The organism is Saccharopolyspora gloriosae, from assembly GCF_022828475.1.
Classification (GTDB): Bacteria; Actinomycetota; Actinomycetes; order Mycobacteriales; family Pseudonocardiaceae; genus Saccharopolyspora_C; species Saccharopolyspora_C gloriosae_A.
Genome location: NZ_CP059557.1, coordinates 885,022 through 904,952, shown reverse-complemented (window position 1 = coordinate 904,952; position 19,931 = coordinate 885,022). Strand labels below are relative to the sequence as shown.

Here is a 19,931-nt window from a genome sequence, read left to right as displayed (position 1 = left end):
GCGAGGACGGCTTTTCCCTCGTGGCGGAGAAGAGCCCGCAACGAGAGGCTCACTGAGGTTCCGCTACCCGACCCCTCAGACGAACGACCGCCGGAGAATCAGTAGCTCAACCCGAAGCCCAGCGGGTACAGCGGCTGCTGCCCGTCTCCTTCGTTGATCGGCTGCTGCTCGAACGAGCTCATCCAGGTCATCGGCAGCTTCCCGCTCGGGTTGTGGTCCCCGAACAGCACGTCGGCCACGCCTTGCCCCTCGGTGCCGGGCAACCACGACGCGAGCAGCGCGTTCCAGCCCTCGACCTCACCGCCGATGTCCAGCGGACGCCCGGACACGGTCACCACGACCACCGGCACGCCCGATTCGCGCAGCTTCGCGATGGTGCCGAGATCCTCGTCGTCGAGCTTGAGGCCGTCGGGGCGGTCGCCCTCGTACTCGGCGTAGGGCGTTTCGCCGACGACCACGACCGCGGCGCCGTAGCTGTCGTCAATGCCCTCGCCATCGCGGGAGTACGTGACCTCGGTGTTCGGCGCGGCCTGCCGGATGCCTTCGAGGATCGTGGTGCCCTCGATGATGTCCCCGCTGGAACCCTGCCAGCTGATCGTCCAGCCACCGGTTTGGTTGCCGATGTCGTCGGCGTTCTTGCCCGCCACGAACAACTTGCCGCCGTCCTTGGACAGCGGCAGCACCCCGTCGTTCTTGAGCAGCACCTGCGATTCGCGGGCGGCTTCCCTGGCGAGCTCGCGGTGCTCGGCGGAGCCGACCGACGGCAGCAGGTCGCGCTGCGCGAACGGGTTCTCGAACAGTCCCAGCTCGAACTTCTTGGTGAGCACCCGGCGGTTCGCGTCGTCGATGCGCTCCATCGGCACCCGACCCGAGTCGACCTCGGCGCGCAGGTAGTCCAGGAACAGCTCGTGGTTCTCCGACATCATGATCATGTCGAGGCCGGCGTTGACGGAGTCCCGCACCTCGTCGGGGGTGAACTCCTCCTCTTGGCCGTCGATCTTGTCGATCGCGTCGTAGTCGGACACGACCAGGCCGTCGAAGCCGAGCTCGTTCTTGAGCACGTCGGTGACCAGGTAGCGGTCGGCGTGCAGCTTCACGTCGTTCCAGCTGCTGTAGGAGATCATCACCGAGCCGACGCCGCGGTCGATCGCGGCCTGGAACGGCGGCAGGTGGACGTCGCGCAACTCCTGCTCGTTGATCTCGGTGTTGCCCTGGTCATCGCCGCCGGTGGTGCCGCCGTCGCCGATGTAGTGCTTGGCGGTGGCCAAGACCGAGGTGGGCGAACCGCCCAGCCGCTCGCCCTGCAGGCCGGTGACGGCGCTGGCCATGGCGGAGACCTGGTCCGTGTCCTCACCGAAGGATTCGTAGGTGCGCCCCCAGCGGTCGTCGCGCGCCACGCACAGGCAGGGTGCGAAGTCCCAGTCGATGCCGGTGGCGGCGACCTCTTCGGCGGTGGCGGCGCCGATGCGCTGCACCAGCTCCGGATCTCCCGTGGCGCCGAGACCGATGTTGTGCGGGTAGATCGTCGCGCCCTGCACGTTGTTGTGCCCGTGCACCGCGTCCACGCCGTAGATCAGCGGAATCCCCAGCGGCGTGTCCAGCGCGGCGCGCTGGTAGGCGTCGTACATGTCCGCCCAGGCCTCCGGCGTGTTCGGCTCCGGGGCGGAACCGCCGCCGCTGAGCACGGAACCCACCCCGTGCTTCGCGGCCTCCTCCGGCGGTGCCGCGACCCGTTCGACCTGCACCATCTGGCCGAGCTTGTCGTCCAAGGACATCTTCGACATCAGGTCGTCGACGCGTTCCGGGATCGGCGCATCGGGATCGCGGTAGTCGGCCGGAGCCGCGATCGCCGGAGCCAGGCCGGTGGTGAGCAGTGCGATCGTCGCCAGGCCGACGGTGGCCATCGACGATCTCCGCAAGCGGTTACCCCGCATCGGTTCTCCTCCTTGAGAGCCATGAGCGCGCGTTCCGGACGAAAGCCGCGCCCGAACAACTTATGGGAGCGCTCTCACGCCCTCTACCTCCAAACGGAGCCTCGGACCACCGAATCCGATCCGAGTGAACGGACCGTTCGCCCAATCCCGTTGGACGAACGGTCCGCTCACTTCCCCCGGAGCCGGGCGCCGGGCGCACACCGGTTTCGAGTGAACGGACCGTTTGACCAATCCCGTTGGACGAACGGTCCGTTCACTCCGGTAGCCACACTTTCGGCAGTGGTCTGGACATGATCTGCGGGCCTAAGCTGCCGTGAAGATCATCGGAGGTGGCCGTGCCGACATTCGTTCTCCCGCGCCGAGCACCGGCGGTCCTGCTCTGCAGCGCGCTGCTGGCGCTCACCGCGACACCCGCCCTCGCCGCACCGGACGCCCCGCGGCCGACTCCCGCACCGCGCAGCGAGCCGGTGTTCGCCGCCGAACCGGTGCGCGAAACCGTGTGGGTGGACACCGGGCTGGACGGCGACGGGGACGGCGCGACCGACCGGGTCGCCGCCGACATCGCCCGGCCGCAGAGCGACTCGCCCGCTCCGGTGATCATGGACGCGAGCCCCTACTACTCGTGCTGCGGACGCGGCAACGAGAACGAGCTCAAGACCTACGACGACCAGGACCGCCCGGCCGGTTTCCCGCTGTTCTACGACAACTACTTCGTGCCGCGCGGCTACGCGACGGTGCTGGTGGATCTGGCGGGCACGAATCGCTCGCAGGGGTGCGTCGACGTCGGCGGCGACTCCGACGTGACCTCGGCGAAGGCCGTGATCGACTGGCTGAACGGCCGTGCGAAGGGCTACGACGCCGCCACCGGCGGAGCCGAGGTCGGCGCCGGCTGGTCCACCGGCGACGTCGGCATGATCGGCAAGTCCTACGACGGCACGATCGCCAACGGCGTCGCAGCGACCGGCGTGGAAGGCCTGCGCACGATCGTGCCGATCGGGGCGATCAGCTCCTGGTACGACTACTACCGCTCCGACGGCGTGTCCTTCGGCGCCGACCCGCGCGGACTGGCGGAGACGGTCGAGGAAGGCGGCAGGCCGGAGTGCGCCGCCGTCAAGCAGCGGCTCGACGAGGGCGCCCCGGCCAACGGTGACGTCACTCCACTGTGGACCGAGCGGGACCACGTGCCGGACGCGTCGAACGTAACGGCCGACGTCTTCGCGGTCCACGGCCTCAACGACCTCAACGTGAAGACCATCCAGTTCGGCCAGTGGTGGGACGCGCTGGCGGCCCAGGACGTGCCGCGCAAGGTGTGGCTGAGCCAGACCGGCCACGCCGACCCCTTCGACTTCCGCCGCGCCGAGTGGGTGGACACGCTGCACCGCTGGTTCGACCACACGCTGCTCGGCCTGGACAACGGCATCAACGCCGAACCCGCCGCGAGCATCGAACGCGCTCCCGACGAGTGGGCCGACGAGCCGTCCTGGTCCGGCGAGAACCCGGCATCGACCACGCTGCACCCGGTTCCCGGCGACACCGACGGGCTAGGCGGCCTCACCGATGCCCCCGCGCCCGCCGACGCCCGCGCCTCGTTCACCGATGACGCGCAGCAGGACGAATACGACTGGGCGCAGCAGCCCGATCAGGCGTCCCCGGCTCGCGCGCTGTTCAACAGCGCGCCCCTGCAGGAGGACCTGCGGCTGGCGGGCACCGGGTCGATCTCGGTGACGGCGACTCCCGCCACCGACAGCGCGCACCTGTCGGCGGTGCTCGTCGACTACGGCCCGGCCACCACCCGCGACCACCTCGGCGACGGCGAAGGGATCCGCACGCTGGAAACCGAGTCGTGCTGGGGCGAGAGCCGCGAGGGCGACGACGCCTGCTACCTCGACACCGAGGCCACCAAGACCGACGTGGACTACCAGATCATCTCCCGCGGCTGGGCCGACCTGGCCAACCACGAATCGCTGGAGCACGAGTCCCCGCTGACCCCCGGCGACCCGTACGAGATGACGTTCCGCCTGGCCACCACCGATCACGTGATCCCCGCCGGGCACCGGCTGGGGCTGATCGTCGCGGGCACCGACGCCGCGTTCATCAACGCTCCGGCGCAACCCGGCCGCGTCGATCTGGGCCTGGCGGGCACCTCGGTGTCGCTGCCGATCGTCGGCGGCTCCCCCGCCGCGAAGGACGCCGGCCTCCACGCTCCCGCGAACGGCACCGCCACGGTCCGGCCGGAACGCGTCCCCGCCCGCCCCGAGATCCACCTCAACGGCGACACCTTCACCCGCTGAACGTGACGGTCCCCGGCACTTCCCGCCGGGGACCGTCACCTCCGATCACCCGGCCGAGGCGAACGGCTCCTTCGCCCAGCAAGCGGGCCATTCACCTATCTGACACCGATGAGGTGAATGGCCCTCGCCGGATAAGACCGGCCAACACGGCCATTCACCTCGTGGCACCGGTGAGGTGAACGGCGCCTTTGCCCGGCGGGACCGGGCGAGTGGACCATTCACCTCACGTGACAGGTCAGCCCGTGACCAGGGACAACCCGTAGGCGCTGAGCGCTTCGCCGACCGGCTGGAAGTACGTGGTGCCGCCGGACGAGCAGTTCCCAGAGCCGCCCGAGGTCATGCCCTGAGCCTGGTTCCCGCTGATGAACGACCCGCCGGAGTCACCCGGTTCGGCGCACACGTTGGTCTGGGTGAGCCCGGTGACCGCGCCCTCCGCGTAGCGCACCGTCTGGTTCAGCGCCTGCACGGAACCGCAGTGCCACCCGGTGGTCGACCCGGAGCGGCAGATCGAGGAGCCCGCGGGCGCCGTGCCGTGCCCGGACACGACCCGTGCGCTGCCGTTGTACATGTCCACCCACGGCTGGGGGGTCCAGCTGCTGTTCGCCGAGACCCACGCGTAGTCGTTGCCGGGGAACGACGAGCCCTGGAAGGAGCCGAGCGCGGCCTGGTTGTACCCGGAGGCCGACGTCCCGGCGGTGCCGCAGTGCCCGGCGGTGACCATGCCGGAAGCGCCGCTGGAGGTCTGGACGGGGAATCCGACCGAACACCGGCCGCCGCCCATGTAGAAGGCCTGGCCGCCGACCAGGTCGTAGAGGGTGCGCGGCGCTTCGGCGACCTCGTCGACCCGGACCGGGGTGTGACCGGCGACCTCCGCGAGGTAGGTCTCGGTGGCCGCGTCCTCGGCGCCTTCGCGGACGTTCACGACGACGGTGTTGGCGATCTCGTCGACGTACCAGCCCGTGATCGACTCGGGTGCGGTGCTCTCCGTGGCGTCGAGTTCCGCTTTGATCGCGTCGAGTTCGCCGCTGCTGTGCGCCACGACCCGCGCGTCAGCGCCGGCGGATCGCACCTCGGCGAGCTCGGCGGCGTCGGTGACGCCGACGACGAGCTTGCCGAGTGCGGCGTCGAAGTGCGCGCCGCCGAACGCCGTGCCCAGAGAGCGGCGGAACTCCTCGTCGAGCTCCCGCGCGGTGTCCTCCTGGGCCAGCCGCGTCCGCGCCTGCTCCGCGGTCAGGCCCAGGTCACGCTGCATGGCGGCGATCAGTTCGGGGGCTTGCGGCGGTGGCGCGGCGACGGCGGGCATCGCCCACGCGGTCACGGTGCCCGCGGCGAGCAGCGCCGCACCGGTCAGTCGAAGGGTTCGTTTGCGACTCATCGTTGGTCTCCCTCGATTTCCGCAACTACTGGTGGCGCGCGCCCGGACGTGATCAGCGTTCGGGCGTGCGGGAAGCGGCGGACGGACGTCGTCCGCGATGTGGGGGAAGTGCTGACCGGCCGCTGGGACGGGCCGGGTTCCGGAAGGAAGTTGATCCACGTGGAACCGTCGTTCGCGGTTCCCCCGGCAGGCGCCCGCCGGTGACCGCAAGAAGGACATTAGGAATCTTCCACCTGAATCAGGCACCGCCATTGGGGCTATGCCGTTCACTGGGAACGCACGAAACCGCACCGCACAGGCTTGCCATCGACGATTCGGCGGGTGCGGCGCCACTCCTCGAATCGCGGCGTCCGGCGCGGACTACAGTCGGCCCGTGCGTTTTGTGCTGGCCTCCGCGTCCCCCGCCCGCCTCGCCGTGCTGCGCGCCGCGGGCATCGAGCCCGTCGTGCGCGTGTCCGGAGTGGACGAGGACGCCGTCGCCGCCGCGCTGACCGACCCCGCACCGGGCGAGATCGTCACCGCACTGGCACTGGCCAAGGCCGAAGCAGTGCTGTCCGAAGTGGACGGTGACGCGGTCGTAGTCGGCTGCGACTCGATGCTGTCCATCCACGGCGAGGTCGTCGGCAAACCGGGTGAACCGGAGATCGCGGCGAAGCGCTGGCGGGAGATGGCGGGAAGCACCGGCGAACTGCTCACCGGGCACGCAGTGGTGCGGCTGCGCGACGGCGCGGTGGTCGCCCGCGCGCACGACCACAAGGTCACCGTGGTCCGCTTCGCCGAGCCGAGCGAGACCGAACTCGCGGCCTACGTCGGCACCGGAGAGCCACTGCGGGTCGCGGGCGGATTCACCCTCGACGGCCTCGGCGGCTGGTTCGTGGAAGGCGTCGACGGCGACCCGTCGAGCGTCATCGGCATCAGCCTCCCGCTCACCCGCGCCCTGCTGTCCCAGGTCGACGTCACCGTCACCGACCTCTGGACGCCTCAGCAAGCCTGATCTCTCCGAGCGTCCGGATACCGGCGCCCAGTGAACGTGAACACAATTCGGTTAAGTCGGGATGGTCTGGACCGAACACCGGGTTACAACTGTTCGCGATGGGAGCTCAGCGGCGTTATCTGACTTCACGCCTGCACGTCGATCTGCGACGGCAGGCCAGCAGCGTCTGTCCCTGACGGCGAACCGACTCCGGCTGTCATCCCGACGAGGGCCGGCCCGGTGATTGCCCGGCCGCGCATCGCCGCCGTCGCGGCCTGAAGCCCGAACGCGACATCGCCTTCCAGCGCACCACCTCCCCCGGCGCCACCACACGCCACCTCGCGAACCTCAGGAGATCCCTGTGTCCACCTCCCCTGCGCAAGAAAGGCGACGGTTCCGGTTCAACCCGAGACTGTTCGCCGTGGCCGTCGTCGCCTCCTTGGTGCTCGGCGCGCTGCTCGGCTGGATCGCGAAGTCGACCGGCGCCCAGTGGCTGATCACCACGCTGGACACGATCGGCTCCACGTTCACCAACCTGCTGACCTTCACCGTGCTGCCGTTGATCTTCACGGCGATCGTCGTGGGCATCACCAGCCTGCGCTCCGTCGGCGGCGGGCGGACCGCGGCCAGGCTCGGCGGCAAGACCGCGCTGTGGTTCGCGATCACCTCACTGATCGCCGTGGTCATCGGGCTGGCCGTGGGACGTCTCATCCAGCCCGGTCAGGGGCTCGTGCTGGAGCCCGACCCGGAACGCCTGCAGTCGATCGGTGAGAAGACCCAAGGGTCCTGGCTGGACCTGATCAACGGCCTGATCCCGAGCAACCTGGTCAGCGCCTTCTCCGAAGGCGAGACGCTGCAGGTCGTGTTCGTCGCGCTGATCGTCGGAGCCGCCGCGTACAGCCTCGGCGACACGGCCAAGCCGTTCGTGGACTTCAGCCGCTCCGCGTTCGAGGTCATCCAGCGCGTGCTGGGCTGGATCATCCGGCTCGCCCCGCTGGGCACCCTCGGCCTGATCGGCAACGCCGTGGCCACCTACGGCAACGAGTTCTTCGCCCCGCTGCTCAAGCTGATCGGCGCCACCTACGTGGGCTGCGCGCTGGTGCTGTTCGTCGTGTACCCGGTGCTGCTGCGGTTCGTGGCGAAGGTGAGCCCGCTGACGTTCTTCGCGAAGGCGTGGACGGTGCTGCAGTTCGCCTTCGTGTCCCGCTCCTCCAGCGCGAGCCTGCCGCTGAGCAGGCAGACCGCGGAGAACCTCGGCGTGAGCAGCTCGTACGCGAACTTCGCGGTGCCGCTGGCGACGACGACCAAGATGGACGGCTGCGCGGCGATCTACCCGGCGGTGGGCGCGATCTTCATCGCGAACCTGTTCGGCATCCAGCTCGGGCCGGTGCAGTACCTGACGATCGTGGCGGTCGCCGTGTTCGGCTCCATCGCCACCGCCGGGGTCACCGGCTGGTTCACCATGCTCACCCTCACCGTGAGCGCGCTCGGCTTCCCACCGGAGGTCGTGGCCACCGGCATCGCCGTCGCCTACGCCGTGGACCCGATCATGGACATGGCCCGGACCGCGACGAACGTGGCCGGCCAGATCGTGGTCCCCACCGTCGTGGCCCGCGGCGAGGGTCTGCTCGACGACGAGGTCCTCAACACCCCCAGCTCTCCCCCGCTCCTCACGGCTCCGGCCTGACGGATGGCCTGCTTGGGGGGCGGGTAGCGGAACCTCAGTTGGTCTCTCGCTGCGGGATCTTTTTCCCAAGTGGCTCCGCCACGAGGGAAAAAGCTGTCCTCGCGAGAGACCAACTGAGAACCCGCCGGTGAGCGGCTTTTTGACGTGGGCTATGCGCTTCGCGCATACAGGCACGGCTGCGCCGCAAGGCACGGCTCGCTTCGCTGCCGCAAGGCACGGCTGCGCCGCAAGGCACGGCTACGCCGCAAGGCACGGCTGCGCCGCAAGGCACGGCTACGCCGCAAGGCACGGCTACGCCGCAAGGCACGGCTCGCTTCGCTGCCGTAAGGCACGGCTGTCCCGTAAGGCACGGCTGCGCCGCAAGGTACGGGTTTCGGCCGCGAGGGTTCGGCTTCGCCGTTGACAAGACGCAGGTCAGGAGATCATGCCGAATGTCTTCTTCGACCGCTCCGACCGGTCGGAGGAGACGTCCACCCGGTGCGGCCGGTGGAGTGAATCGCTCATTTGACCGGGGTGAAGTGGTCCCTGTTTGTTGGACTGGGTGAGTGAAGGCTAGGTGGTGAGGGCCTGGGCTCGGTATTCGGTGGGGGTGAGGTTCTTCAGTGTGGTGGAGATGCGGGTGGTGTTGTACCAGTCGAGGTAGTTCTCGAGGGCGGTGGTGAACTCGTCGGGGGTGTTGTAGTTGTGGTGGTGGAAGAGTTCTTCTTTGAGGTGGCTGAAGAAGTTTTCGGCGACGGCGTTGAGGGCGAGGCCGGCACCACCGCCGGCAACGTCCTGGACCGCGACTTCACCGCCCCGGCACCGAACACCAAATGGGTCACCGACATCACCGAATTCCGTGTCGGCACAAGCAAAATCTATCTCTCACCGATCATCGACCTGTTCGACCGCTCCGTCGTGTCCTACTCCTGGAGCACCCGACCCGACCAGGAGGTGTGTCGGTAGTGGAAGCCTTGGTCGGTGTGCACGAGTGGGGTGTGGCCGGTGTTGAGGGTGGCGATGGCTTTGGTCAGTGATGAGTTGGTCAGGTGGGTGTCGCCAACTGCTACACGAGGCAAACCTGACACCCTCCATGTCCCGGAAAGCGACCTGCCTCGACCCAGGATGAGTAGCGGCGTCGGCGGCGGACTGTGCAGGCCAGGCCGAGGGTGCGCATGATGTGCAGGACGGTCTTTTTCGCCGGTCTCAGGCCGTGGCGGTGCAGCATGGCGTGGACGCGGCGGTGCCCGTAACGGCCGTGGGCCTGCTGGAACACGTCGGTCACGGCCTGTTTCAGCCGGGCGTGCGGGTCCGGCCGGTCGAGCCGGGCCTGGTGATAGAAGAACGTCGACCGGGCCAGGCCCGCGACCTCCAGCAGTACCGCAAGCGGATAGTGCGCCTTGAGGGTGACGATGACCTGGGTTTTTACCCTCGCCCCTGTTCCTTCAAGGCCCGCAGTTTTTTTAGGTAGGCGTTCTCCGCGGACAACCGCAGATTCTCCGTCCGCAACCGTTCCAGTTCGGCCGTCTCGCCGTCCGGTGGTGGTTGTGGTTCGCGGGGTGGGCGGCCTTCCCGCTTGGGGCGCAACGCATCCTCGCCGTCACGCCGATATTGGCGCGCCCAATTTTTCACCTGCTTCGGTGACGACAGGTCATGCTCGGCGGCCAGCTCGGCCGCCGTGGCCTGCCCGGCCACGAACCGCAGCACCACGTCGAGTTTGAACTCGAACGAGTAGGACCGTTTGGTCGGTTTCATGATCAACGCTCCCGGGCCGCGCAACAACCATCGATCCCGCAACGTTCTCACCGCCGAAGCCGACACCCCCAACCGGGCCGCAGCCGACACCGCCCCATGACCAGCCCCGAACAACACCACAGCGGCCTCACGCTGCTCCCGCGACAACGAACTATGCGGATACACGAACCACTCCCCGGTAGCTGGAACTGACTTTCCAGTCCAACCACCGGGGACCAGTTCACCGGTGGGCTCGGGCTGAGGAGGCATTCACCTCAGGGGGCGGGAAGCGTTTGAGATTCGGCCACCCGCACCCGGGGAGCCGGGGTGGGACGGAGCCTAGGATGGCGAAGTGCGTGCGAGGGACAAGAACCTGCGAATCGGCGACGCCGAACGGGAAACGGCGATCACGCTGCTCGGTGAACACCTCAGCTCCGGCAGGCTGGACCTCGTCGAATACGACGAACGCTGCACCCGAGCGGCGGCCGCTCGCAACAAAGCCGACCTGAACGCGCTGTTCACCGACCTCCCGTCCGGCGGCACCGGACGCACCGGCGCGTGGACTCCGGACAAGGCGCCTGCGCGGTCACTGCCCCGCACCGAAATCCTGCTGGGACTGGGCGGGGCGGCGCTGCTGCTCGCGCTCGTCGCCGTGACCCGCGACCTCTGGCTGCTGGCGTTCCTCGGCGTCTTCGTGATCGCATGGCTGCTGCGCAGGCGATGAAGACTCGCGGCACACCCGAAGTTCACCCGCGACCAACGACGCTTTCGTTACGGTGAAGCTCATGCAAAGCTCGCGGACCGCCTCAGCGCGGAGCGGCCGGATGTCCGCCGTGCGGCTGGGCGGAGTGTGCGCGGCAGGACTGCTCACCCTCTCCGGATGCGGATTCCTCCGATCCGAGCCCGCCGCGGAGACTCCCGCTCCGCTCCCCCCGCCGCCGCCCACCCCCACTTCGAGCACTCCGCCGCCCCCGCCGCCCCGGCCGTTCGAGCTGTCCATGACCGATGTGGACCCCTGCGAACTGCTCACCGAGGACCAGCGCGGGCAGCTCGGGTTCAACCGGGACCCGCTGGCCGACACCGAGGGCGGCTTCGGCGACGCGCCGACCTGCAGCTTCCGCAACACCACGGCGAAAGTCGGAGCACGACTCTCGTTGATCACCACCGAGTCGATGAGCGTGTGGACCGACGACACTGCGCAGGTGCAGGCGACGCCGGTCGTGATCCACGGCTTCCCCGCCCTGGTGATCAAGACGCCGGACCTGGACCTGTCCTGCAACGTGGCGGTGGACGTCGCCGAAGGCGAACACCTCGACGTGCTCTACCGCGACGACGGGGGACAGCCCGCACCGCCGCTGGACGCCCTGTGCGCCGGGGCGCAGCGCGTCGCCGAGGACGCCGTGACCTCGCTGGCCGATCCGGCCCCGGAGACCTCGGAGACGTCGGCGACCTCGTCCGACGACGCCGCGGAACCCACCACCTCCGAATCCTCGGAGCCACTGATCACCCCCCGCCCGACGGATTGATTCCGCGCGCAAGAGCCAACGCCGCACGGCCGATCAGCCCAGCCGTGTTGATACTCACCGCGTTTGGAGCACTCCCCACGGTGACGAATAGTGATTAGAGTGAGCGCGGACGTTTTACCCGTGGGAGGGAAACCCCGTGCCGCTGTATTCGCCGTCGGGGGACGGCTCGCCGGATTCCACCGCGCCACCGGGACTCCCCGGCGCCGGTGGGTCGATGCGGGTCGAGCCCACCGCCATTCCGAACCTCGTCAGCGCCTTACAGTCCTCGCTGGACCAGGTGGGCGTCGAGATCGAACACGCCATCACCGAGCTGCGCATCCGGCCGTGGGCCGGGGATCCGATCAGCAGCACCGCGGCCGAGCAGTTCAACCAGCGCTCCGTCGGCGGCGACCAGGACGCGCTGACCGCGCTGTGCGGCTACCGCGACCAGCTGCAGTCGGCCGCGGAGTCGTTGCAGCTGGCCAACCAGCACTACCAGGACACCGACGACGTCAACGCGGTGCGCCTCGGGGGAGGGTGCTGACCGTGACCGGTGCGACGGGAGGCGGAACCCGATGAGCGATCATCGCTGGCAGGGATACCGCCACGAAGAACTCTACGAGCAGATCCACCAGGGACCGGGCGCGGACGGTTCAACGGATTCGGTGCGCCGCTGGAGCGAACTGACCCGGACCCTCGGCAACATCGACGGCGATCTCGCGGCCGCGTTGAACTCCGCCATGTCCGGCTGGCAGGGCGCTGCCGCCGACAACGCGCGCGGCGGGCTGCGACCGCTGGGCGACTGGGCGTTGCAGGCCCAGCAGGCCGCCGAGCTGATGCGGGATCGCACCGAGCAGCAGGCCGCGTTCGTCGGCAAGGCGCGGGCGGACATGCCGCAGCCGCAGCCGATGACCACTGAGGATCCCGGTACCGCGATCACCGGCCTGGTGCACTTGTTCGGCGGGCAGACCGACTACGAGGTGCAGGAGGCGAAGCAGAACGCCGCGGAGCAGCGCGCGTTCGAGGTGATGCGGACCTACGAGTCCTCCACCCAGGCCAACACGACCTCGCTGGCCTCGTTCACGCCGCCGCCGCAGGTCGTCGTCGACGGCCCCACCACCAGCCCCGGCGCCCCGAAGACGTGGCAGCAGCCGGGGATCACCATCAGCTGGGGCGGCACGCCGGTGCCCGCTCCGCGCGGCGGGACGGGTTCCGTCGCAGGCGTGCAGAGCTCCTCCCGCAGGCAGTCCGGGCGCGGCACCGCCGGGCGCGGGAGCGAACGCGGCCGGACTCAGCCGACCGGTTCCGGCGGTTCCGGCCGTTCCGGCGGTTCCGGCGGTTCCGGCGGCGGCCGCGCACGGCGGCGCGAGGACGACTCGGTGGACCGCACGGTGACCGAACAGGTCGGCAACGGCAACGGATTCTTCGACGAACCGCAGACCCTGTCCCGCCCGGTCATCGGCGGGGACCCCGGCCAATGATCGACGGCGCCGCCCTCGCGGGGGCGGGCCAGGCCCCGGTTCGGCTGTCCGCGTTGGAGTTCGACGTGCTCACCGAGCACTTGGGACTGGACACGATGCCGCTGGTGCTGCGAGTTCCGTCGCCGGGCCGCACCTGGTCCGAGCGGGCCGAGCTCGCGGACTCCGTGTGGCAGGCGCTGGGCGCGCGACGGCTCGGCGATCGCCGGGATCTTGATCCGGCGCTGGAGCGGATGTTGCGGCTGCTCGCCCACCCCGTTTCCGAACTGGACGGGCGAACGTGGTTCGAGCGCAGCGTCCGGGTGCTCGCCGCTTCGGGCGTTCCGGACGGCAGCGGTGCGGACGCGGTGCTGGTCGTCAAGGACGAGGACGCACTGACCTTGCGTCCGGTGTCGGCCTCGGGATTGCCGCGGGAAGCGACCTCGGTGCTGCCCGTCCTGGCCGCCGGGCCGGGACGATCGGTGACGGTGCGCAGCGCGGACTTGGACGCGGCCGCCGCCGGGACCGGCGGGAACACCGAGGCGCTGGAAGGAGAACTGGTGCGCCGCGGCGTGCGCGGCGACGACGCGGAGATTCTGACGTCGATGGTCCGCGAAGCGGGCGCGCGCGGACAGTTCGGCGCCGCTGCGCGGGATCGGCTGGGCCGCCGGGTGCGGGCGCAACGGGTGGTCGGGTTCTTCGACACTCCCCACGGCCGCTACGCGCAGTTGCGCCGCGACTCCCCCTCCGGCGACTCCTGGAGCACGATCGCCCCCGCGGACTCCCGCCGCATGATCGCCCACGTCGAAGAACTGCTCACGGACCTCACCTGACCGAACAAAGCGGACCGCCCGTCCCCAAAGGACGAACGGCCCGCTTCACGAGTCCGGCTCGAACGATCTTTCGATCTCTCCTGTCAGCGGCGAAGCCGGTGAGCAGTGACCGGCCAAAACAAGCCGGCCACCGGCGGGTTCCCAGCGGCTTCCCCGCGAGGACGGCGATTTCGCCGTGCAGCGGGCTACATGAGAAATCGATCCCGCAGCGAGGAAGCCGCCGAGGTTCCGCTATCCGGTCACCTACGCAGGTCGTTCCGAGAGGACACGACTCAGGCGATCGGTTCGGTTAGTTCTGCGCGGGCTTCCGGTGCCGCCGAGCGCTTCGCGTCCGCCGCCTCGTCGTCGGGCTGCGTCTGCGAGTCCCGCTCCGCCTCGACCCGCGCGCTGTACACCTCGACCTCGCGGGCGATGCGCGCCTCGTCCCAGCCCAGCACCTCCGCCATCAGCCTCGCCACCGCGTCCGCCGACTCGACGCCGCGGTGCGGGTACTCGATGGAGATGCGGGTGCGCCGCGTCAGCACGTCCTCCAAGTGCAGCGCGCCCTCGTGGGTGCAGGCGTACACGACCTCGGCCTGCAGGTAGGCCGACGCGCCCGGCACCGGCTTGAGCAGCTCGGGCCGGTCCACGGTGGGGGCCAGGACCTCGTGCACCTGCGAGCCGTAGCGGTCCAGCAGGTGCCGGATCCGGTACGGGTGCACGCCGTGCGCGGACGCGATCTGATCGGCCTGGTTCACCAGCGCGTGGTAGCCGTCGGCGCCGAGCAGCGGCACCTGGTCGGTGATCGACGAGGCGACCCGGCCGGACAGGTCCGGAGTCACCGCGTCCACCGCGTCGGCCGCCATCACCCGGTACGTCGTGTACTTGCCGCCGGCGATCGCGACCAGGCCCGGGGCGACGCGGGCCACCGCGTGCTCCCGCGACAACTTCGAGCTCTCGTCGCTCTCGCCCGCCAGCAGCGGTCGCAGCCCGGCGTACACGCCCTCGATGTCGTCGTGCTTGAGCGGCGTGGCCAGCACGGTGTTGACGTGTTCGAGGATGTAGTCGATGTCCTTCTTGGTCGCCGCGGGGTGCGCCAAGTCCAGGTTCCAGTCGGTGTCGGTGGTGCCGACGATCCAGTGCCCGCCCCACGGGACGACGAACAGCACGGACTTCTCGGTACGCAGGATCATCCCGGCCTCCGAGACGATGCGGTCCCGCGGCACGACGATGTGCACGCCCTTGCTGGCCCGGACCCGGAAGCGGCCGCGGCTGCCGGACAGGCGCTGCAGCTCGTCGGTCCACACGCCGGTCGCGTTGATCACGGTCTGCGCGCGGACCTCGGTCTCTTCGCCGGTCTCCACATCGCGCAGCTGGACGCCCGCGACCCGGTCGGCCTCCCGCAGGAACCCGGTGACCTGGGTGGACGTCGCCACGACCGCGCCGTAGCGGGCGGCGGTGCGGGCCACGGTCATGGTGTGGCGCGCGTCGTCGGACTGCGCGTCGTAGTACCGGATGCCGCCGATCAGCGCGTCCCGCTTCAGCGCGGGCACCATGCGCAGCGCGCCGGCCCGCGACAGGTGCTTCTGCCCCGGGACCGAGCGGGCGCCGCCCATCGTGTCGTACATCAGCAGCCCGGCCGCGGTGTACGGGCGTTCCCACACCCGGCGGGTCAGCGGGTACAGGAACGGCACCGGCTTGACCAGGTGCGGAGCGATCCGGGTGAGCATCAGCTCGCGTTCCCGCAGGGCCTCGCGGACCAGTGAGAACTCCAGCTGCTCCAGGTAGCGCAGGCCACCGTGGAACAACTTGCTGGAGCGGCTGGACGTGCCCGCCGCCAGGTCTCGCGCCTCCACGAGGGCTACCCGCAGGCCGCGGGTGGCGGCGTCCAGTGCGGCGCCGGCGCCGGTGACTCCGCCGCCGATCACGACGACGTCGAATTCCTCCGACCCCAGCCGCCGCCAGTTGCGTTCACGGTCGCCCGGGCCGAGCCTGCCGTAGGCCTCTTCCGAGGCACGGGTGTCGTCGGTGGCACCGGTCGTTGCGGATGACTTCTCGTCGTGGGACACCTGGCGTCCTCCTCGCTCGAATCTCGATCACCGCCGACCCGTGCCCCGTCGGCACGTTCCGCGGTGGTCATCATGCCCGGCCTGCGCCTTGCACGCCTGCCGCGCCATTGCTGCTCGGACCTGTTGTGGCCAGGTCCTTCTTCGATGTTTCCGGGTGAATCTCGCCGGTACGCCGGACCGTCGCTCCCCGTTGCACGAGGACCTCGATCTCGGCGTCCGGCGTCGCCGAATCGACGATCACCATGTCGAACTCCTCCGCGGGCGCGACCGTGTGCAGCGCGCGCCTGCGGAACTTCGTGTGGTCCACGTAGAGCACCCGGCGGCTGGCCGCGGCCAGCATCGCCTTCTTGATCTGCACCATCTCCTGCTGCGGGTAGCAGCAGATGCCGTCGGTGACCGCCGATACGGACATGACCGCGAGGTCCACCCGCAGTCCGCGCAGCGCGTCCAGCGCCATGCCGCCGACGAACGCGTCGGCCCAGGGCAGGTAGTCGCCGCCGATGGAGATCAGGTGCACGCCTTGGTGCGCGGCAAGTTCACCGAACACCCCTCGATGGTTCGTCACCACGGTCAGCGGCGCGCGCTCCGGCAGCCGCCGAGCCAGGTAGACGCCGGTGGTCGAGTCGTCGAGCACCAGGGCCTGGCCCGGTTCGATCAGCTCGGCCGCGGCGGCCGCGAGCTCGTCCTTCTCCGCCTCGTTCTGCTGCATCCGGTATTCCGAGGCCGCCTCGTAGAGCAGCGAGGACGCCGCGGAGACGTAGCCGCGGTTGCGGTGCACGAGGCCTTGCGATTCCAGATCGGCCAAATCCCGGTACACGGTCATGGCGCTGGCGCCTACGGTCGCGACCAAGTCGTCAATGCGCAGCGAGCCTTCGGCCATCACCAGCTCGGTGATCCGGCGTCGCCGGTCCTGCTGCTTTCCGGACGGGCGCCGACCGGACGTAGCGGACATCGTCGTCCCCCTCACCGCCGTATCCCCTGCGGGGACTTCCACCATGGGATGCCCATCTTCCTAGCCGAACCCCTGCACGACGGTCGTGCCTCGCCGCACGGACACCAGCGATTCCGGCTTCACCGTACATCGCGATAAAAACACCATCGCAAAGCTATTGCAATGTTTGTTTTCACAAGCCTAATGTGACCGTGTTCTCCGGCGCGGTCCGGCCGCCGGAGCGGCTCCAACGGAGGAGGTCGACGTGCCCACGCCCGCAACATTCGGCGTCGCCAGCCGTCGACCCGTGATCCGGCGCCCTCGCCAGGCCCGCCGCGACCACCCCGCACGAGCGATCGCGACGCGCCTTCCCGCGCTATCCGCATGTCGGACGATCAATGCACACCCGACCGCGCCGATGGCGCCGCGACGAGGGGACCCTGATGAGTCTGGGTGAGATCTTCCTCTGGGAATTGATGGGAACGGCCGTGCTGACCCTGATGGGGTGCGGCGTGGTCGCCAACGTGACCTTGCGAAAAACGCTGGGCAACAACGGCGGCTGGCTCCTGGTGAACTTCGGCTGGGGCTTCGCGGTGTTCGCCGGCGCCAGCATCGCCGAACCGGCGGGGGCGCACATCAACCCCGCCGTCACGCTGGGCCTCGCCGTGAACGGGCAGGTCGCGTGGAGCCAGGTGCCGGTCTACCTCGTCGCACAGCTTCTCGGCGGCACGATCGGCGCGACGCTGTGCTGGGCGGCTTACAAGCTCCAGTTCGACACCCACGACGAACCCGCGGGCACCCTCGGGATCTTCAGCACCGGCCCCACCGTGCGCAACAGCCCGTGGAACCTGGTCACCGAGATCATCGGCACTTTCGTGCTGGTGCTGTGGATCATCCAGACGCCCGGTTCCGGGCGCGGTGACGACGGCGCCTTCAGCTTCGGCAATGACGCGCTCGGCTACGCGGCGGTCGCGTTCATCGTCATCGGCATCGGCGCGTCGCTGGGCGGCCCCACCGGGTACGCGATCAACCCGGCCCGCGACCTCGGCCCGCGCATCGCCTACGCGCTGCTGCCGATCCGCGGCAAGGGCTCCGCTGACTGGGGTTACGCGTGGATCCCGGTCGCCGGCCCGATCATCGGTGGTGTGCTCGCGGGCGCCCTGACAGCGGTGCTTCCCGCGACCTGAGCCGCCTGATGCCCGCAAAGCGGCCGAACGGCGCACCGCAGGTGGCGTCGGGAGGCTGCCCGGCGGGGCCGCGCGGGTGACACTCACCCCAGGCGCAGCACGCACATCTCGGAATCCATCGAAAAGGACGACATCATGGCCTCCTACGTCGCCGCGATCGACCAGGGCACCACCTCCACCCGCTGCATGATCTTCGACCACAGCGGACGGGTGGTGGCCGTCGACCAGGTCGAACACCGGCAGATCTTCCCGAAGGCGGGCTGGGTCGAACACGACCCGGAGGAGATCTGGAGCAACACCCGCCAGGTGTGCGCGGGCGCCCTGGCCAAAGCCGACCTGGTGACCTCCGAGATCGCCGCGGTCGGCATCACCAACCAGCGCGAGACGACCGTGGTGTGGGACAAGACCACCGGCAAGCCGGTCTACAACGCCATCGTCTGGCAGGACACCCGCACCGACACCATCGTCAGCGAGCTCGCGGAGGACGGCGGGCAGAACCGCTTCCACGCCACGACCGGCTTGACCCTCTCGCCGTACTTCTCCGGCACCAAGATCCGCTGGATCCTGGACAACGTCGACGGCGTGCGCGCCCGTGCCGAGAAGGGCGAGCTGCTGTTCGGCAACATGGACACCTGGGTGCTGTGGAACAGCACCGGTGGCACCGACGGCGGCCTGCACGTCACCGACCCCACCAACGCCTCCCGGACCCTGCTGATGGACCTGGAGAAGCTGGAATGGGATGAGGACATCTGCCGCCAGATCGGCGTGCCGACCTCGATGCTGCCGGAGATCCGTTCGTCCTCCGAGGTCTACGGGCACTTCCGGGAACGCGGCGTGTTCGGCGGGCTGCCCATCGCCGGGATCCTCGGGACCAGCAGGCCGCCACGTTCGGCCAGGCCTGCCTGGCGCCCGGCGAAGCCAAGAACACCTACGGCACCGGCAACTTCCTGCTGCTCAACACCGGAACCGAGCCGGTCCTGAGCCAGAACGGGCTGCTCACCACCGTCGGCTACAAGATCGGCTCGAACGACACGGTGTACTGCTTGGAAGGTTCCATCGCGGTCACCGGCTCGCTGGTGCAGTGGCTGCGGGACAACCTCGGGCTGATCGGCACCGCCCCCGAGATCGAGCAGATCGCGCGCACCGTCGAGGACAACGGCGGCGCCTACTTCGTGCCCGCGTTCTCCGGCCTGTTCGCGCCGCACTGGCGTTCCGACGCGCGCGGCGCCATCGTCGGTCTCACCCGGTTCGTGAACCGCGGTCACCTGGCCCGCGCGGTGCTGGAGTCCACGGCGTTCCAGACCCGCGAGGTCATCGAGGCCATGAACGCCGACTCCGGAGTGCCGTTGAAGTCGCTGAAGGTCGACGGCGGCATGGTCGGCAACGAACTGCTGATGCAGTTCCAGGCCGACATCCTCGACGTACCGGTGATCCGGCCGACGGTCAGCGAGACCACCGCGCTCGGCGCCGCCTACGCCGCCGGACTCGCCGTCGGCTTCTGGGCCGGTGAGGACGACATCCGCTCCAACTGGGCGAAGGACAAGCAGTGGGACCCGGTCATGCCGGAGGAACGCCGTGCCCACGAGTACTCCCAGTGGCAGAAGGCGGTCACCAAGACTTTCGACTGGGCGTGACGGCCCGCCCCCTGCTCGCTGAGGGGCCGGGTAGCGGAACCTCAGGTGTCTTCTCGCCGCGGATCGATTTCCCCAGTGGCGGCTCCGCGACGAGGGAAATCGCCGTCTTCGCGAGAAGACACCTGGGAACCCGCCGGTGGTTCCCGTTGCTCTGGTGGTCGCTGCTCGTCGGCTGCGCCGCTGACAAGACGAAGATCGGCTACGGCCAGGTGATGTCCGTTGGTGTTGTCATCGGTTCGCCGGTGAGCTCAACTCGGCGGGGTTCGTTCGGTTCGCCGCCGGACATCACCACCAGGACGACGCCGATCAACGCGGCCACCGCGACCGCCCAGGACACCGACTCCTTCGACATGCGCCCCCCTC

General features: G+C 69.4%; 16 protein-coding genes and 3 pseudogenes. 11 read left to right on the top strand and 8 right to left on the bottom strand.

The window, feature by feature from the left end:
• Positions 1 to 98: 98 nt before the first annotated feature.
• The gene (locus H2Q94_RS03880; protein ID WP_397545420.1) at positions 99 to 1,934 is read right to left on the bottom strand and encodes a glycoside hydrolase family 3 protein; all 1,836 of its coding nucleotides are present in this window, start codon (positions 1,932 to 1,934) and stop codon (positions 99 to 101) included.
• 335 nt (positions 1,935 to 2,269) lie between these two features.
• Between H2Q94_RS03880 and H2Q94_RS03875 the strand changes: the two genes are divergently transcribed.
• The gene (locus tag H2Q94_RS03875) at positions 2,270 to 4,225 is read left to right on the top strand and encodes a Xaa-Pro dipeptidyl-peptidase (protein ID WP_397545419.1); all 1,956 of its coding nucleotides are present in this window, start codon (positions 2,270 to 2,272) and stop codon (positions 4,223 to 4,225) included.
• Positions 4,226 to 4,460: 235 nt separating this feature from the next.
• Here the strand turns inward: H2Q94_RS03875 and H2Q94_RS03870 are convergent, their stop codons facing one another.
• Positions 4,461 to 5,600, bottom strand: a complete 1,140-nt coding sequence (locus H2Q94_RS03870) for a S1 family peptidase (RefSeq protein WP_243792079.1) — start codon at positions 5,598 to 5,600, stop codon at positions 4,461 to 4,463.
• A 373-nt stretch (positions 5,601 to 5,973) separates the two neighbouring features.
• Between H2Q94_RS03870 and H2Q94_RS03865 the strand changes: the two genes are divergently transcribed.
• Positions 5,974 to 6,594 (top strand): Maf family protein, encoded by a 621-nt coding sequence (locus H2Q94_RS03865; RefSeq protein WP_243792077.1) that lies wholly within the window; start codon positions 5,974 to 5,976, stop codon positions 6,592 to 6,594.
• Between the two features lie 340 nt (positions 6,595 to 6,934).
• Positions 6,935 to 8,260 (top strand): dicarboxylate/amino acid:cation symporter, encoded by a 1,326-nt coding sequence (locus H2Q94_RS03860; protein WP_243792075.1) that lies wholly within the window; start codon positions 6,935 to 6,937, stop codon positions 8,258 to 8,260.
• 552 nt (positions 8,261 to 8,812) lie between these two features.
• Here H2Q94_RS03860 and H2Q94_RS03855 read toward each other — a convergent pair.
• Positions 8,813 to 8,941, bottom strand: a pseudogene (locus H2Q94_RS03855) (IS3 family transposase); the annotation flags it as partial.
• Between the two features lie 81 nt (positions 8,942 to 9,022).
• Between H2Q94_RS03855 and H2Q94_RS03850 the strand changes: the two are divergent.
• Positions 9,023 to 9,187 (top strand): annotated as a pseudogene (locus tag H2Q94_RS03850) (DDE-type integrase/transposase/recombinase); the annotation flags it as partial.
• 118 nt (positions 9,188 to 9,305) lie between these two features.
• Here H2Q94_RS03850 and H2Q94_RS30835 read toward each other — a convergent pair.
• Positions 9,306 to 9,536 carry an IS3 family transposase gene (locus H2Q94_RS30835; protein WP_475274536.1) on the bottom strand — a complete coding sequence of 77 codons (231 nt, stop codon included), beginning with the start codon at positions 9,534 to 9,536 and terminating at the stop codon, positions 9,306 to 9,308.
• 128 nt (positions 9,537 to 9,664) lie between these two features.
• Complete coding sequence (locus H2Q94_RS03845; RefSeq protein ID WP_243788041.1) at positions 9,665 to 10,159, bottom strand: helix-turn-helix domain-containing protein; 495 nt, start codon at positions 10,157 to 10,159, stop codon at positions 9,665 to 9,667.
• A 166-nt stretch (positions 10,160 to 10,325) separates the two neighbouring features.
• Here H2Q94_RS03845 and H2Q94_RS03840 point away from each other — a divergent pair, with 166 nt between their 5' ends.
• The 5 genes from H2Q94_RS03840 (at position 10,326) to H2Q94_RS03820 (ending at position 13,768) form a co-directional block, all read left to right on the top strand.
• The gene (locus H2Q94_RS03840; RefSeq protein WP_243792073.1) at positions 10,326 to 10,697 is read left to right on the top strand and encodes a DUF1707 SHOCT-like domain-containing protein; all 372 of its coding nucleotides are present in this window, start codon (positions 10,326 to 10,328) and stop codon (positions 10,695 to 10,697) included.
• 100 nt (positions 10,698 to 10,797) lie between these two features.
• Complete coding sequence (locus H2Q94_RS03835) at positions 10,798 to 11,499, top strand: DUF3558 domain-containing protein (protein WP_243792070.1); 702 nt, start codon at positions 10,798 to 10,800, stop codon at positions 11,497 to 11,499.
• Between the two features lie 136 nt (positions 11,500 to 11,635).
• Positions 11,636 to 12,022, top strand: a complete 387-nt coding sequence (locus H2Q94_RS03830) for a hypothetical protein (RefSeq protein WP_243792067.1) — start codon at positions 11,636 to 11,638, stop codon at positions 12,020 to 12,022.
• A gap of 31 nt (positions 12,023 to 12,053) precedes the next feature.
• Positions 12,054 to 12,959, top strand: a complete 906-nt coding sequence (locus H2Q94_RS03825) for a PPE domain-containing protein (RefSeq protein WP_243792065.1) — start codon at positions 12,054 to 12,056, stop codon at positions 12,957 to 12,959.
• Positions 12,956 to 13,768 (top strand): ESX secretion-associated protein EspG, encoded by an 813-nt coding sequence (locus H2Q94_RS03820; protein WP_243792063.1) that lies wholly within the window; start codon positions 12,956 to 12,958, stop codon positions 13,766 to 13,768. Before H2Q94_RS03825 ends, H2Q94_RS03820 begins: the two co-directional genes overlap by 4 nt.
• A gap of 272 nt (positions 13,769 to 14,040) precedes the next feature.
• Here the strand turns inward: H2Q94_RS03820 and glpD are convergent, their stop codons facing one another.
• Positions 14,041 to 15,702, bottom strand: coding sequence for a glycerol-3-phosphate dehydrogenase (gene glpD / locus H2Q94_RS03815; protein ID WP_243795511.1), 1,662 nt, complete (start codon positions 15,700 to 15,702; stop codon positions 14,041 to 14,043).
• 184 nt (positions 15,703 to 15,886) lie between these two features.
• Complete coding sequence (locus H2Q94_RS03810) at positions 15,887 to 16,768, bottom strand: DeoR/GlpR family DNA-binding transcription regulator (protein WP_243792061.1); 882 nt, start codon at positions 16,766 to 16,768, stop codon at positions 15,887 to 15,889.
• Between the two features lie 422 nt (positions 16,769 to 17,190).
• Here H2Q94_RS03810 and H2Q94_RS03805 point away from each other — a divergent pair, with 422 nt between their 5' ends.
• Complete coding sequence (locus H2Q94_RS03805; RefSeq protein ID WP_243792059.1) at positions 17,191 to 17,934, top strand: MIP/aquaporin family protein; 744 nt, start codon at positions 17,191 to 17,193, stop codon at positions 17,932 to 17,934.
• Positions 17,935 to 18,069: 135 nt separating this feature from the next.
• A pseudogene (glpK, locus tag H2Q94_RS03800) lies at positions 18,070 to 19,568 on the top strand (glycerol kinase GlpK).
• Between the two features lie 199 nt (positions 19,569 to 19,767).
• On the opposite strand, the gene H2Q94_RS03795 reads toward glpK, so the two are convergent.
• On the bottom strand, positions 19,768 to 19,920 hold the full coding sequence (locus tag H2Q94_RS03795; RefSeq protein ID WP_243792057.1) for a hypothetical protein: 153 nt from the start codon (positions 19,918 to 19,920) through the stop codon (positions 19,768 to 19,770).
• Positions 19,921 to 19,931: the final 11 nt, after the last annotated feature.